Source organism: Arenimonas sp. (assembly GCF_035721105.1).
Classification (GTDB): Bacteria; Pseudomonadota; Gammaproteobacteria; order Xanthomonadales; family Xanthomonadaceae; genus Arenimonas.
In genome coordinates this window covers 70791-84459 of sequence record NZ_DASTNG010000055.1, presented here as the reverse complement: position 1 = coordinate 84459, position 13669 = coordinate 70791, and the positions used below count along the sequence as shown (strand labels likewise).

Annotated in this window: 15 protein-coding genes; 12 read left to right on the top strand and 3 right to left on the bottom strand. The window is 70.1% G+C overall.

What is annotated here, in order from left to right:
• Positions 1-22: 22 nt before the first annotated feature.
• Complete coding sequence (locus VFQ84_RS08605; protein ID WP_325131217.1) at positions 23-595, bottom strand: hypothetical protein; 573 nt, start codon at positions 593-595, stop codon at positions 23-25.
• Between the two features lie 359 nt (positions 596-954).
• Positions 955-2844 carry a DNA topoisomerase IV subunit B gene (gene parE, locus VFQ84_RS08600; protein ID WP_325131216.1) on the bottom strand — a complete coding sequence of 630 codons (1890 nt, stop codon included), beginning with the start codon at positions 2842-2844 and terminating at the stop codon, positions 955-957.
• A gap of 174 nt (positions 2845-3018) precedes the next feature.
• Between parE and VFQ84_RS08595 the strand changes: the two genes are divergently transcribed.
• The 8 genes from VFQ84_RS08595 (at position 3019) to truD (ending at position 9993) form a co-directional block, all read left to right on the top strand.
• Positions 3019-4740: a CTP synthase gene (locus VFQ84_RS08595; RefSeq protein WP_325131215.1), complete on the top strand. Its 1722-nt coding sequence runs from the start codon at positions 3019-3021 to the stop codon at positions 4738-4740.
• Positions 4740-5576, top strand: a complete 837-nt coding sequence (kdsA, locus tag VFQ84_RS08590) for a 3-deoxy-8-phosphooctulonate synthase (RefSeq protein ID WP_325131214.1) — start codon at positions 4740-4742, stop codon at positions 5574-5576. The genes VFQ84_RS08595 and kdsA overlap by 1 nt, the downstream gene beginning before the upstream one ends.
• Positions 5577-5611: 35 nt before the next feature.
• On the top strand, positions 5612-5965 hold the full coding sequence (locus tag VFQ84_RS08585) for a hypothetical protein (RefSeq protein ID WP_325131213.1): 354 nt from the start codon (positions 5612-5614) through the stop codon (positions 5963-5965).
• A gap of 36 nt (positions 5966-6001) precedes the next feature.
• The gene (gene eno / locus VFQ84_RS08580; protein WP_325131212.1) at positions 6002-7288 is read left to right on the top strand and encodes a phosphopyruvate hydratase; all 1287 of its coding nucleotides are present in this window, start codon (positions 6002-6004) and stop codon (positions 7286-7288) included.
• A 13-nt stretch (positions 7289-7301) separates the two neighbouring features.
• The gene (gene ftsB, locus VFQ84_RS08575; protein WP_414637021.1) at positions 7302-7628 is read left to right on the top strand and encodes a cell division protein FtsB; all 327 of its coding nucleotides are present in this window, start codon (positions 7302-7304) and stop codon (positions 7626-7628) included.
• Positions 7625-8320, top strand: coding sequence for a 2-C-methyl-D-erythritol 4-phosphate cytidylyltransferase (ispD, locus tag VFQ84_RS08570; RefSeq protein ID WP_414637020.1), 696 nt, complete (start codon positions 7625-7627; stop codon positions 8318-8320). The genes ftsB and ispD overlap by 4 nt, the downstream gene beginning before the upstream one ends.
• A 165-nt stretch (positions 8321-8485) precedes the next feature.
• Positions 8486-8968 (top strand): 2-C-methyl-D-erythritol 2,4-cyclodiphosphate synthase, encoded by a 483-nt coding sequence (gene ispF / locus VFQ84_RS08565; protein ID WP_325131211.1) that lies wholly within the window; start codon positions 8486-8488, stop codon positions 8966-8968.
• Positions 8965-9993, top strand: coding sequence for a tRNA pseudouridine(13) synthase TruD (truD, locus tag VFQ84_RS08560; RefSeq protein WP_325131210.1), 1029 nt, complete (start codon positions 8965-8967; stop codon positions 9991-9993). The genes ispF and truD overlap by 4 nt, the downstream gene beginning before the upstream one ends.
• Before the next feature lie 4 nt (positions 9994-9997).
• On the opposite strand, the gene VFQ84_RS08555 is transcribed toward truD, so the two are convergent.
• Positions 9998-10579 (bottom strand): Smr/MutS family protein, encoded by a 582-nt coding sequence (locus VFQ84_RS08555; protein WP_325131209.1) that lies wholly within the window; start codon positions 10577-10579, stop codon positions 9998-10000.
• Positions 10580-10669: 90 nt separating this feature from the next.
• Between VFQ84_RS08555 and surE the strand changes: the two genes are divergently transcribed.
• Genes surE through VFQ84_RS08535 form a run of 4 tightly spaced genes read left to right on the top strand, consistent with a single transcriptional unit; the run spans position 10670 to position 13598 of the window.
• On the top strand, positions 10670-11449 hold the full coding sequence (surE, locus tag VFQ84_RS08550; RefSeq protein WP_325131208.1) for a 5'/3'-nucleotidase SurE: 780 nt from the start codon (positions 10670-10672) through the stop codon (positions 11447-11449).
• Positions 11446-12123 carry a protein-L-isoaspartate(D-aspartate) O-methyltransferase gene (locus VFQ84_RS08545; protein WP_325131207.1) on the top strand — a complete coding sequence of 226 codons (678 nt, stop codon included), beginning with the start codon at positions 11446-11448 and terminating at the stop codon, positions 12121-12123. Before surE ends, VFQ84_RS08545 begins: the two co-directional genes overlap by 4 nt.
• Positions 12124-12708: a YqaA family protein gene (locus VFQ84_RS08540; RefSeq protein WP_325131206.1), complete on the top strand. Its 585-nt coding sequence runs from the start codon at positions 12124-12126 to the stop codon at positions 12706-12708. It abuts the gene before it with no gap.
• Positions 12705-13598, top strand: coding sequence for a peptidoglycan DD-metalloendopeptidase family protein (locus tag VFQ84_RS08535; RefSeq protein ID WP_325131205.1), 894 nt, complete (start codon positions 12705-12707; stop codon positions 13596-13598). The genes VFQ84_RS08540 and VFQ84_RS08535 overlap by 4 nt, the downstream gene beginning before the upstream one ends.
• The last annotated feature ends 71 nt before the right edge of the window (positions 13599-13669 follow it).

Sequence of the window (13669 nt, the reverse complement as noted above, 5' to 3'; positions counted from 1 at the left end):
GACCGGAGCCCGCGGACACGGGTTACGGCATGGTCGCGGTGTAGACGACCTGGCCGGCGTAGGTGCCGGCGCCGTAGACGGCGGCGTTGTCGAACTCGTACGACCAGGTGGCGGTACGGTTGGTGACGCGGGTGCCGGAGGTGACCGCGACCGCGATCGGGGCGCTGGCGCCATCCACCAGGACCGGGGCGTTGATGGTGCCGGCATCGAGCGTGGTGGAGATGGCGCTGAACGGGATCGTGTCGGCGCCGCTGTTGAGCGGGTCGGCCGAGGTGTCGGCGCTCAGGGAGATGGCGCCGCCGTTGCCGCGCAGGGCCACGTCCACGGTGATGTCGCCGGCGACCGGGGCGGCCGGATTGCCGACGTCCGTGGCGGCCACGTCGAACACGACGGTGTCGATCACGGCATTGGCCGAGCCCACGCGGAACTCGAGGAAGCGCGGCACGTTCACCTGGAAGTTCAGGCGGGCATTGGCGACGGTCGGGGTGCCGGTGGTGACGAACTGCGACTCGGCGAAGGCCGGGGTGACAGCGATCAGGCCGAGGGACGCCAGGCTGGTGAGAGCGAGGCCTCGGATGCGACGGACGTTATTCATGTTTCGGTTTCCTTGGTTTGCGCCGGGAGGCGTTGGGTTTGGATGAGTCATCCGGGCCGGGGAGCCGACCAGGGGCGCGCATTTGCGGGCAAGGAGGTGGATGCAGGAAGCGTGCCAACCCGCCCCGGGGCCGGCGAAGGGCGGGCCCCGGGCTCCAAAATGAGCACTTCGTCACATTAGTGAAGGCGCGGCGGCGACGCAATCCGGTGCGTCGGCCGGCCATGGCCGCCCGTCGGCGCCGATGAACGGCGGCTTTTCGGGAACGAACGGGAGCGCAATGTGACGCAATGCGTCACATATCTGGAGACTCGGTCACGGTTTTGGGCGCGGCGGGCGTCGTGGCCGCCCGCCGCCCGGGGTCAGACCTCGAGCGAGGCCAGGTCGCCCTTGGCCTCCAGCCAGGCCTTGCGGTCCGAGGCCCGCTTCTTGGCCAGCAGCATGTCCATCAGCGAGCGGGTCTCTTCGGCGTCGTCCACCGTCAGCTGCACCAGGCGCCGGGTGTCGGGGTGGATGGTCGACTCGCGCAGCTGCACCGGGTTCATCTCGCCCAGGCCCTTGAAGCGGGTGACGTTGACCTGGCCGCGGATCTTCTCCTTCTCGATCCGGTCGAGCAGGATCCGCTTCTCCTCTTCGTCCAGGGCGTAGAAGACCTGCTTGCCCACGTCGACGCGGAACAGCGGCGGCATCGCCACGAAGATGTTCCCGGCCCGCACCAGCGCCGGGAAATGGCGCAGGAACAGCGCCGAGAGCAGGGTGGCGATGTGCAGGCCGTCGCTGTCGGCGTCGGCCAGGATGATGACCTTGCCGTAGCGCAGGCCCTCGATGTTCTCCACGCCGGGGTCGCAGCCGATGGCCACGGCCAGGTCGTGCACCTCGTTCGAGGCCAGCACGCCGCCGGACTCGACTTCCCAGGTATTCAGGATCTTGCCGCGCAGCGGCAGGATGGCCTGGAACTCCTTGTCGCGGGCCTGCTTGGCGCTACCGCCGGCCGAGTCGCCTTCGACCAGGAACAGTTCGGTGCGGCCCAGGTCCTGGCTGATGCAATCGGCCAGCTTGCCGGGCAGGGCCGGGCCCTGGGTGATCTTCTTGCGGGTGACCTGCTTCTCGGTCTTCAGGCGTGCCGAGGCGCGGTCGATGGCGAGCTGGGCGATCTGCAGGCCGGTCTCGACGTGCTGGTTGAGCCACAGCGAGAACGCATCGTGCGAGGCATTCTCGACGAAGGCCGCGGCCTGGCGCGAGCTCAGCCGCTCCTTGGTCTGCCCGCTGAACTGCGGGTCGGTCATCTTGATGCTGAGCACGTAGCTCACGCGGTCCCACACGTCCTCGGGCGCCAGCTTGACGCCGCGCGGCAGCAGGTTGCGGAAGTCGCAGAACTCGCGCAGTGCGTCCGTGAAGCCCGAGCGCAGGCCATTGACGTGGGTGCCGCCCTGCGCGGTCGGGATCAGGTTGACGTAGCTCTCCTGCACCAGCTCGCCTTCCGGCACCCAGGCCACGGCCCAGTCCACCACTTCGGTGTCCTTGGCCACGTGGCCGACGAACAGCTCGGCCGGCAGCAGGTCGCGGCCCACCAGTTCGCCGCGCAGGTAGTCGCGCAGGCCGTTCTCGTAGTGCCACTCGTTGCGCTCGCCGGTGGCTTCGTCGAACAGCTTCACGGTCAGGCCGGGGCAGAGCACGGCCTTGGCCCGCAGCAGGTGGCGCAGCGACTTGGCGTGGATCTTCGGGGTGTCGAAGTACTTCGGGTCCGGCCAGAAGCGCAGGCGGGTGCCGGTGTTGCGCTTGCCCACGGTGCCCACGACCTCCAGCGCCGAGCTGCGGTCGCCGTCGCGGAACTCCATGCGGTGCTCCTGGCCCTCGCGCCGGATGACCACCTCGACCCGCTTCGACAGCGCGTTCACCACGCTGACGCCGACGCCGTGCAGGCCGCCGGAGAAGGTGTAGTTCTTGCCGCTGAACTTACCGCCGGCGTGCAGGCGGGTCATGATCAGCTCGATGCCCGGGATCTTCTCCTCGGGGTGGATGTCGACCGGCATGCCGCGGCCGTCGTCGGTCACTTCGCAGCTGCCGTCGGCGAACAGGGTCACCTCGACCGTCTTCGCGTGCCCGCCCAGGGCCTCGTCCACCGAGTTGTCGATCACTTCCTGGGCCAGGTGGTTGGGCCGGGTGGTGTCGGTGTACATGCCGGGCCGGCGCTTGACCGGGTCCAGGCCCGAGAGGACTTCGATGTCGGCGGCGTTGTAGCGGGTGTTCATCCGGGGGTGGACTCGGTGGGGCAGGGCGGCGGGAGGCCCGCAGGATGGGCGTCGCGACCGGGCCGGTCAAGGCGGGGACGCCGGGCCGGGGATTCAAGTCATTGATGCAAAAAAGTTTCTCGCCCCGGGGCGGTCGAGCCGGTAGAATACGGTTTTCCAGCGCCCCCAATCCCCATGACTCGTCTTATCTTCGTTACCGGTGGCGTGGTGTCCTCGCTTGGCAAGGGCATCGCCGCGGCCTCCCTGGCCGCCATCCTGGAAGCGCGCGGGCTGCGCGTGACCATGATGAAGCTCGATCCCTACATCAACGTGGACCCGGGCACCATGAGCCCGTTCCAGCACGGCGAGGTCTACGTCACCGACGACGGCGCCGAGACCGACCTGGACCTGGGCCACTACGAGCGCTTCCTGCGCGTGCGCCTGAGCCGCAAGAACTCGGTCACCACCGGCCGCATCTACGAGAACGTGATCCGCAAGGAGCGCCGCGGCGACTACCTGGGCGGCACCGTGCAGGTGATCCCGCACATCACCGACGAGATCAAGCGCGCCATCTTCGAGGCGACCGACGGCTTCGACGTCGGCCTGGTCGAGATCGGCGGCACCGTCGGCGACATCGAGTCGCTGCCCTTCCTCGAGGCCATCCGCCAGATCCGCACCGAGCGCGGCCCCGACCAGGCGATCTTCATGCACCTGACCCTGGTGCCGTACATCGCGGCCGCGGGCGAGCTCAAGACCAAGCCCACCCAGCACTCGGTGAAGGAGCTGCGCTCGATCGGCATCCAGCCCGACATCCTGGTCTGCCGCAGCGAAAAGCCGCTGCCGGACTCCGAGCGCCGCAAGATCGCGCTGTTCACCAACGTGCACGAGAAGGCCGTCATCAGCTGCGTGGACGTGGACAACATCTACAAGCTGCCGCTGTGGCTGCACAGCCAGCAGCTCGACCAGATCGCGGTCGAGCGCCTGCGGCTGGAAGACAAGGCCAAGGTCGCCGACCTGTCCGAGTGGCAGGCGGTGGTGGACGCGGTCGAGCACCCGGTGGACGAAGTCACCGTGGCCGTGGTCGGCAAGTACATCGACCACCAGGACGCCTACAAGTCGCTGTCCGAGGCGCTCAAGCACGGCGGCCTGCGCCAGCGCACGCGCGTGAACCTGAAGTGGCTCGAATCCGAGCAGGTCGAGAAGGAAGGCGTGAAGGTACTGGCCGGCGTGGACGCCATCCTGGTGCCCGGCGGCTTCGGTGACCGCGGCTTTGAGGGCAAGGTGCTTACCGTCAAGCACGCCCGCGAGAACGGCATTCCGTACTTCGGCATCTGCTACGGCATGCAGGCCGCGGTGGTCGACTTCGCTCGCCACGTCGCCGGCCTGGCCGGCGCCAACAGCACCGAGAACGACCGCAACTGCGCCCACCCGGTCATCGGCCTGATCACCGAATGGCGCACCGCCAGCGGTGAGGTCGAGCGCCGCGACGAGAAGTCCGACCTCGGCGGCACCATGCGCCTGGGCCTGCAGGACCAGCGCCTCAAGCCCGGCACCAAGGCCCGCGAGATCTACGGCAAGGACGTGGTGGGCGAGCGCCACCGCCATCGCTACGAGTTCAACAACCGCTACCGCACCCAGCTCGAGGACGCCGGCCTGGTGATCAGCGCCAAGTCGATGGACGACCTGCTGGTGGAAATGATCGAGCTGCCGTCGCACCCGTGGTTCGTCGCCTGCCAGGCGCACCCCGAGTTCCTGTCCACCCCGCGCGATGGCCACCCGCTCTTCATCGGTTTCATCACTGCCGCCCGCGCCCACAAAGCCGCCACGACCCCTGTAGGAGCGCCTTCAGGCGCGAAGCTTTCCGGCGGAACCGTTGCGGCTGAAACCGCTCCTGCAGCCATGGGAGGAGTCAAGTAATGGATCTCTGCGGCTTCAAGGTCGGCCTCGACCAGCCCTTCTTCCTGATCGCCGGCCCCTGCGTGATCGAGTCCGAGCAGCTCCAGCTCGACGTCGCCGGCCAGCTCAAGGAAATCACCGGCAAGCTCGGCATCCACTTCATCTTCAAGTCCAGCTTCGACAAGGCCAACCGCACGTCGGGCACCAGCTTCCGCGGGCCCGGCATGGAAGCGGGCCTGAAGGTGCTGGCGGAAGTGAAGCGCCAGCTCGGCGTGCCGGTGCTCACCGACGTGCACGAATACACGCCGATGGACGAAGTGGCCTCGGTGGTGGACGTGCTTCAGACGCCGGCCTTCCTGTGCCGCCAGACCGACTTCATCCAGAAGGTCGCGCGCGCCGGCAAGCCGGTGAACATCAAGAAGGGCCAGTTCCTCTCGCCCTGGGAAATGAAGCACGTCACCGACAAGGCCCTGGCCACGGGCAACACGCAGATCATGGCCTGCGAGCGCGGCGTCAGCTTCGGCTACAACAACCTGGTCTCCGACATGCGCTCGCTGAGCGTGATGCGCGACACCGGCTGCCCGGTCGTGTTCGACGCCACGCATTCGGTGCAGCTGCCCGGTGGCATGGGCGGCAAGAGCGGCGGCCAGCGCGAGTTCGTGCCGGTGCTGTCGCGCGCGGCGGTGGCCGTGGGCATCAGCGGCCTCTTCATGGAAACCCACCCCGACCCGGACAAGGCCCTCAGCGACGGCCCCAACGCCTGGCCGCTGCCGAAGATGCAGGCCTTGCTCGAAACCTTGCTCGAGCTGGATCGCGTCACCAAGTCGTCCGGCTTCCTCGAGATGGCGGACCGCTGAACATTGAACCCAACCACACGCTTCCCGGAGACGGAATGAACGACCTGCAGACCCCCGCCGATGCACCCCTCAAGCACTCCGGTCCCGGCGTGGCTTCCTTCGTGCTGGTGGTGTTCTTCGGCCTGCTGTTGCTGGCCATGTTCGGCTATGCCGGCTACCTCGAGCTCAACACGCCGGGCGGCGTGGACGAAGAGTCGGTTGAGGCCATCGTTGCCGGGATGGTCATGATCTTCTCGATCGCGGCGATGTTCGTGGCCTTCGTGCTGGGCGTCATCGGCCTGTTCGTCGGTCGCCGCAAGCGTCTGTTCGCCTGGCTTGGCGCGGCCATGAGCGGCCTGCTGCTGCTGTTCACCTTCCTCATCTTCGCGCTGGGCATGGCCCAGGGCTGATTGCCCCACGCAAAACCGCAAGGACCGTATCCCGTCATGACCCAGATCGCCAAGATCCACGCCCGCGAGATCCTCGACAGCCGCGGCAATCCGACGCTCGAAGCCGAGGTCACCCTCGCCGACGGCAGCTTCGGCCGCGCGATGGTGCCCTCGGGCGCCTCCACCGGCACCAAGGAGGCCGTGGAGCTGCGCGATGGCGACAAGAGCCGCTACCTGGGCAAGGGCGTGCGCAAGGCCGTGGCCAACGTCAACACGACGATCGCCGAGGCGCTGAAGGGGTTTGACGGCGCCGACCAGGCGGGCCTGGACGCCAAGCTGATCAACCTCGACGGCACCGAGAACAAGGGCCGCCTGGGCGCGAACGCGCTGCTGGGCGTGTCGCTGGCCAACGCCCACGCCGTCGCTTCTTCGAAGAAGCTGCCGCTGTGGGCGCACCTGGCCGGCGGCCGCGAGGTCGCGCTGCCGGTGCCGATGATGAACATCATCAACGGCGGCGCGCACGCCGACAACAACGTCGACATGCAGGAATTCATGGTGCTGCCGGTCGGCTGCGAAAGCTTCGCCGAGGCGCTGCGCTGCGGCACCGAGATCTTCCATTCGCTCAAGGCCGTGCTCAAGGGCAAGGGCCTGGGCACCGCGGTCGGCGACGAGGGCGGCTTCGCGCCGGACCTGCGTTCGAACGAGGAAGCGATCGAGGTCATCCTCGAGGCGATCGGCAAGGCCGGCTACAAGGCCGGCGAAGACGTGCTGCTGGGCCTGGACGTGGCCAGCTCCGAGTTCTTCGAGAACGGCAAGTACAACCTGGTGGGCGAGGGCAAGCGCCTCACGCCCGAGCAGTTCGTCGACTTCCTGGCCGGCTGGAGCGCGCAGTACCCGATCATCACCATCGAGGACGGCATGGCCGAGAACGACTGGGCCGGCTGGAAGCTGCTGACCGAGCGGCTGTCGGGCAAGGTGCAGCTGGTGGGCGACGACCTGTTCGTGACCAACCCGAAGATCTTCAAGGACGGCATCGACCAGGGCGTGGCCAACGCCATCCTGATCAAGGTCAACCAGATCGGCACCCTCACCGAAACCCTGGAGGCGATCGCGATGGCCGACGCCAACCGCTACGCGTCGATCGTGTCGCACCGCTCGGGCGAGACCGAGGACACCACCATCGCCGACATCGCGGTCGCCACCACGGCCACCCAGATCAAGACCGGTTCGCTGTGCCGCAGCGACCGCGTGGCCAAGTACAACCAGTTGCTGCGGATCGAGGAAGCGTTGGGCGCCAAGGCCCGCTACGCCGGCCACGCCGCGTTCACCAGCCTCGCGCGCTGAGAGCCCGACGCCCTTGCGCCGCTGGTGGGCCCTTGCCGTGCTGCTGCTGCTCCTGGTCGGCCTGCAGTCCAAGCTGTGGTGGGGCGAGGGCGCGCTCGGCGAGGCGCGGGTGCTCGAGGAGCGCGTGGCCGAACAGCGGCGTGAGAATGCCCGGCTGCAGCAGCGCAACAACGACCTGTCGGCCGAGGTCCAGGACCTGAAGTCGGGCGAGGCCGCGGTCGAAGACCGCGCGCGCAGCGAGCTGGGCATGATCAAGCCGGGCGAGACCTTCTACCGCGTGGTCGACCCCGCCGGTCCGGTGCCGCCGCGCGAGGCGGTCGACGACGAGGCCGTCGAGTGACCTGGGCGATCGTGCCGGCCGCCGGCCGCGGCACGCGCTTCGGCGCCGCGCGGCCCAAGCAGTACCTGCCGCTGGCCGGCCGCACCGTGATCGAGCACAGCCTGCGCGCGGTGCTGTCGCACGACGACGTCGATGGCGTCGTGGTGGCGCTTTCGCCGGACGACGCCGACTGGCCCGGCTGGCGCGAGCTCGGCGGCAAGCCGGTGATCACCTGCGTCGGCGGCGCCGAGCGCGCCGACTCGGTGCTGGCCGGCCTGCAGGCGCTGCCGGGCTCGGTGGACGCCGACCAGTGGGTGCTGGTGCACGACGCCGCGCGCCCCTGCCTGCGCGCCGAAGACCTGGCGCGGCTGATCCGCATCGGTCAGGCCGATCCGGTCGGCGCGCTGCTGGCGGCGCCCGTGCGCGACACCCTCAAGCGCGCGGACGGCACCGGCAAGAGCCAGGCCACCGAGCCGCGCGACGGCCTGTGGCGCGCGCTGACACCCCAGCTGTTCCGCCGCGGCGGCCTGACCCGCGCCCTCGAAGCCGCCCTGCGCGCCGGCCTGCGCGTCACCGACGAAGCCATGGCCATGGAACGCCTCGGCCTGCGGCCCTGCCTGGTCGAGGGCCGCGAAGACAATCTCAAGATCACCACCCCGGCGGATCTCGCATTGGCCGAGTTCCTGCTCTCCGGTGGGGCGTCCACTGTTTGAACGCGGATCAGAGCGGAAACAGACGATAAGAGCGGATCAAGCGAAATCAGTTCAAAATGCCGGGGCAGGCGAAGACGGCATTCGTTCCCCGGCAGTGTCATCCCATTGAAAGGCTCTATCCGCTTTCATCGTCTTTTTCCGCTTTGATCCGCGTTAAAAATTAAAATGACTGACATCCGCGTGGGACAGGGTTACGACGTGCATGCCTTCGGCGAGGGCGACCACGTCGTGCTCGGGGGGGTGCGGATCGCGCACGGGCGCGGGGTGGTGGCGCATTCGGACGGTGACGTGGTGATCCATGCGCTGTGCGATGCGCTGCTGGGCGCGCTGGCGCTGGGCGATATCGGCGTTCATTTTCCGCCGAGCGACGCGCGCTGGAAGGATGCCGACAGCCGCCAGTTCCTGCGCCACTGCCGCGACCTGCTGGCGGCGCGCGGCTGGCGGCTGGGCAATGCCGACGTCACCGTGGTCTGCGAGCGGCCCAAGGTGGCGCCGCACGCCGCGGCGATGCGCGCGAACCTGGCCGCCGACCTCGGCGTCGACCTCGATGCCGTCAGCGTGAAGGCCACGACCTCCGAGAAGCTGGGCTTCACCGGCCGCGAAGAGGGCCTGGCGGCGATGGCCGTGGCGCTGCTGGTGCGCGCGTGAGCAGCCTGCCGCGCGCCCACGGCGCGCCGGTGCTCAGCGCCCGCTACCGGGTGCAGCCCGAGGACTTCCGGGTCGACGAGATCGACGGCTTCGAGCCGACCGGCGAGGGCGAGCACCTGCTGCTGACGGTGGAAAAGCGCGGCATGAACACCGCCTTCGCCGCCAAGCGCATCGCCCGCTGGGCCGGCATCCCCGAGATGGGCGTCGGCTACGCCGGCATGAAGGATCGGCACGCGGTGACCCGCCAGCGCTTCTCGGTGCACTTCCCCAAGCGCGTGGCGCCGCCCCTGGACGACCTGGTGTCGGACGACCTGCGCGTGCTGGCCTCGCACTGGCACAACCGCAAGCTGCCGCGCGGCGCGCTCAAGGGCAATGCCTTCGTGCTGGTGCTGCGCGACGTGGCCGGCGAACCCGCCGCGATCGACGCGCGGCTGCAGGCCATCGCCGCCCGGGGCCTGCCGAACTACTTCGGCGTGCAGCGGTTCGGGCGCGAGGGTGACAACGTCGAGGCGGCGCGGCGCATGTTCGCCGGCCAGCGGGTGCCGCGCGAGCAGCGTTCCATCTACCTCTCGGCGGCGCGCTCGGAAGTCTTCAACGCCGTGCTGGCGGCCCGCATCGCGGCCGGCAGCTGGGCCACCGGTGACGACGGCGAAGTCTGGATGCTGGACGGCAGCCAGAGCGTTTTCGGCCCCGAACCGATCGACGCCGCGACCCGCGACCGCGCGCTGGCCCAGGACATCCACCCGACCGGACCGCAGTGGGGGCTGGGCGAACTGCGCAGCCGCGACGCCGTGCGGGCGCTGGAGGAAAGCGCCTCGGCGCCGTTCGCCGACCTGCGCGCCGGGCTCGAGGCCGCCGGCCTGAAGCAGGAGCGGCGCGCCCTGCGCGTGCGCGTGCGCGACCTGGCCTGGCGCTGGCCGGCCGATGGCGTGCTGGCGCTGTCGTTCCGCCTGGCGCCCGGTGCCTACGCGACCGAACTGCTGGCCGAGCTGGGCGACGTGGCCGAGGCCAACGCCCGCGGCTGAAGCTTCAGCCGACGCCCAGGCGTTCGCCGGGCCGCTTCTTCGCCAGCAGCACCAGCACCGCGCCGGTGCCGCCCATGGCTTCGGGCGCCGAGGCGAAGGCCAGCACGTCGGCGCGCTGGCGAAGCATGCGGTCGACCAGGGCCTTGAGCACCGAGCCGCCCTCGGCCGTGCGCAGGCCCTTGCCGTGGATGATGCGCACGCAGGCGTGGCCCAGCGCCCGCGATTCGTGCAGGAAGGCGCGCAGCCAGCGCTCGGCCTCGACCGCGCGCAGCTGGTGCAGGTCGAGTTCGCCGCCCAGGCTGTACTGGCCGCGCTTGAGCGCCTTGAGCACTTTCTCCGGCACCTCGTCCCGGCGGTAGGCCAGGGCTTCGGCGGCGTCGATGGTCGCCTCGAGGTAGCTGGCGGTGCGCGACTGGGCCAGCGCCAGGGCTTCGTCCTGCGCCTGCATCCGCGGCACCGGCGCCGGCCGCGGGCGCTCGGGCGCCGGCGGCGGGGGCGCCAGCTCGCGCACCTCCCCGATCGCGTCGCGGAACAGCGCGACGTCTTCGGGCGCGACTTCGGGCGGACGGGGCGGCTTGCGCTTCATGCTTGAAGACTAACCCGTCGCACGGTGATGGCAAGGTGGCCGCGGGGCCCGGTGCATCCGCTATCATGTGGCCTTTCCGCGGGACCCCGAATGCGCGTACTGGTTAGCAATGATGATGGCGTGGAAGCCCCGGGCATCCGGGTGCTGGCCGAGGGCCTGAGGGCCGCCGGCCACGACGTGACCGTGGTGGCGCCCGACCGCGACCGCTCCGGCGCCAGCAACTCGCTGACCCTGGACGCGCCGATCCGGGTGAAGGACCTGGGAGGCCGCGTCTGGCGGGTCGGCGGCACGCCCACCGACTGCGTCCACCTGGCCCTGACCGGCCTGCTCGAGGACGACCCGGACATCGTGGTCAGCGGCATCAACTCCGCCGCCAACCTCGGCGACGACGTCATCTATTCGGGCACCGTCGCCGCGGCGATGGAAGGCCGCTTCCTGGGCCTGCCGGCGGTGGCGATGTCGCTGGTGACCAGCGAACAGTCGGCCCGCCACTACGACACCGCCGCCCGCGCCGCGCGCGAGATCACCGCGCGCCTGCTGGTCGATCCGCTGCCGGCCGACACCATCCTCAACGTCAACGTGCCCGACCTGCCCTGGGACCAGCTGCGTGGCTATGAAGTCACCCGCCTGGGCCACCGCCACCGCGCCGAGGCCTGCATCGAGCAGGTCGACCCGCGCGGCCGCCCGCTGTGGTGGATCGGCCCGGCCGGCCCGGAGCAGGACGCCGGCCCCGGCACCGATTTCCACGCGGTGCGCACCGGCCACATCTCGATCACGCCGATCCACGTCGACCTGACCCGCTACCAGGCCCTCGAGAAGGTCGCCAGCTGGGTCGGCGGCCTGGGCGAAGACATGAAGTCGAAGGCATGACCCCGCGATTCCACACCCAGCCGGCCGCCCATGGCCTGGGCATGACCTCGCCGCGCGCGCGTGATCGCATGATCGAACGCCTGCGCGCCGAGGGCGGCATCAGCGACGAGCGCGTGCTGACCGCGATGCGCACCGTGCCGCGCCACCTGTTCATCGACGAGGCGCTGGCCAGCCGCGCCTACGAGGACACCGCGCTGCCGATCGGCAACGGCCAGACCATTTCCCAGCCCTGGGTGGTGGCGCGCATGACCGCGGCGCTGATCGAGCACGGCCTGCCGTCCCGCGTCCTCGAGGTGGGCACCGGCTCCGGCTACCAGGCCGCGGTGCTGGCCACGCTGGGGCTCGAGACCTACAGCGTCGAGCGCATCGAGGAGCTGCTGCGGGTCGCCCGCCGCCGCTTCCGCAGCCTGGGCCTGAACATCCGCACCAAGCATGACGACGGCCGCGCCGGCTGGCCCGAGTACGCGCCGTTCCCGGGCATCATCGTCACCGCCGGCGCCGCCGCGCTGGAGCCGGCGCTGTTCGAACAGCTGCCCGAAGGCGGCACCCTGGTCGCGCCGATCGGCGGGGCCACCGGCCAGCGCCTGCTGCGCGTGCGTCGCATCGACGGCGAACTGGTGCAGGAAGACCTGGGCGGCGTCGTGTTCGTCCCCCTGCTGCCCGGAACCCTCTGAATGAAGCTGTTCGGTCCGCTCTACGACACCTGCCGCCGCTGGGCCGGGCACGAACACGCCCCCTGGTACCTGGGCTTCATCAGCACCATCGAGTCCATCTTCTTCCCGGTGCCCACCGACGTGATGCTGGCGCCGATGGCGCTGGCCCACCCCAGGCGCTGGTTCCGCTACGCCATGCTGGCGGCGGTCACCTCGGTCATCGGCGGCGTGATCGGCTACGCGCTGGGCTTTTACTTCATCGAAGCGGTGATGCCCTGGATCGAGCGCGTCGGCTACCTCGGGCACTACCAGTCGGTGCAGGACCAGTTCACCCGCTACGGCGTCTGGATCATGTTCGTGGCGGCGTTCACGCCGATCCCGTTCAAGGTCTTCACCATCGCCGGCGGCGCGGCGGCGATGCCGCTGCTGCCGTTCGCGGTGGCGTCGCTGGTCGGGCGCAGCCTGCGCTTCCTGCTGGTGGCCGGCCTGGTCGCCTGGGGCGGTCCCCGGATCGAGCCGCACCTGCGCCGCTACATCGAAACCGTGGGCTGGGTTGTGGCGGCAGTCATCCTTGGCGCCATCGTCTGGTTGAACATGCGGGGATGAAGACGACCGCCGCCCGCGCCCTGGTCCTGCTGTCCGCCGCCCTGTGGCTGGCGGCCTGCGGCCACTCGCGGGTGGTCAAGCGGGAAGGCCCGGCAAAGGCGCCGACCGCGCAGCGCACGGTCCAGGCCGCGCCGCGCGACGGCCAGTACCGGGTGCGCGCCGGCGACACGCTTTACGGCATCGCCTTCCGGCACGGGCTGGACTATCGCGAGGTCGCCGGCTGGAACCGCATCCCGGCGCCTTACACCATCTACCCGGGCCAGGTCCTGCGCCTGGCTCCCGCGGGTCGCCGGCCGACGCCCGGCGGCACCGTGACCGGCATGCCCGCCCCGCGGACGACGCCCCGGGACACGGGCTTCCAGACCGTCTCCACGCCGGACCGCCCGGCCACGCCAGCGCCCGCCAACCCGCCAGTGAAGCCGCCGGTGGCGGTGCCGCCGACGCCGGTGGCGGCCGGGACGGTGCAGGGCACGCCGGTGGTGGTGCCCTCGGCGCCGATCGTCCCGGCCGTGGTCAGCGCCGACGGCTGGCGCTGGCCCACCCGCGGCCAGCTCATCGGCCGCTTCGCCGCGGGCGATCCCAAGCGCCAGGGCATCGATATCGCCGGCACCGCCGGCCAGCCGGTGCTGGCCGCGGCCGACGGCGTGGTGGTGTATTCCGGCGCCGGCCTGGTCGGCTACGGCGAACTGATCATCGTCAAGCACAGCGACGAGTGGCTCTCGGCCTACGCCCACAACCGCCTGCGCCTGGTGGGCGAGGGCACGGCCGTCACCGCCGGCCAGCCGATCGCCGAACTCGGCCGCAGCGGCACCAGCCGCGACATGCTCCACTTCGAGATCCGCCGCAACGGCAAGCCGGTCGACCCCCTCACCATCCTGCCGCCCTTGTAGGAGGGCCTTCAGGCCCGAAGCTGTATGGCGAAGGGCTTCGCAAAAAAGGGGTCAGAGTACATATCCGATTG

Coding starts and splice junctions, on each gene's coding strand:
- VFQ84_RS08605 (WP_325131217.1), bottom strand. CDS start 595: ATGAATAACGTCCGTCGCATCCGAGGCCTCGCTCTCACCAGCCTGGCG.
- VFQ84_RS08585 (WP_325131213.1), top strand. CDS start 5,612: ATGAACGACCTGCAGACCCCCGCCGATGCACCCCTCAAGCACTCCGGT.
- eno (WP_325131212.1), top strand. CDS start 6,002: ATGACCCAGATCGCCAAGATCCACGCCCGCGAGATCCTCGACAGCCGC.
- parE (WP_325131216.1), bottom strand. CDS start 2,844: ATGAACACCCGCTACAACGCCGCCGACATCGAAGTCCTCTCGGGCCTG.
- VFQ84_RS08535 (WP_325131205.1), top strand. CDS start 12,705: ATGAAGACGACCGCCGCCCGCGCCCTGGTCCTGCTGTCCGCCGCCCTG.
- surE (WP_325131208.1), top strand. CDS start 10,670: ATGCGCGTACTGGTTAGCAATGATGATGGCGTGGAAGCCCCGGGCATC.
- VFQ84_RS08540 (WP_325131206.1), top strand. CDS start 12,124: ATGAAGCTGTTCGGTCCGCTCTACGACACCTGCCGCCGCTGGGCCGGG.
- VFQ84_RS08595 (WP_325131215.1), top strand. CDS start 3,019: ATGACTCGTCTTATCTTCGTTACCGGTGGCGTGGTGTCCTCGCTTGGC.
- kdsA (WP_325131214.1), top strand. CDS start 4,740: ATGGATCTCTGCGGCTTCAAGGTCGGCCTCGACCAGCCCTTCTTCCTG.
- ispF (WP_325131211.1), top strand. CDS start 8,486: ATGACTGACATCCGCGTGGGACAGGGTTACGACGTGCATGCCTTCGGC.
- VFQ84_RS08555 (WP_325131209.1), bottom strand. CDS start 10,579: ATGAAGCGCAAGCCGCCCCGTCCGCCCGAAGTCGCGCCCGAAGACGTC.
- VFQ84_RS08545 (WP_325131207.1), top strand. CDS start 11,446: ATGACCCCGCGATTCCACACCCAGCCGGCCGCCCATGGCCTGGGCATG.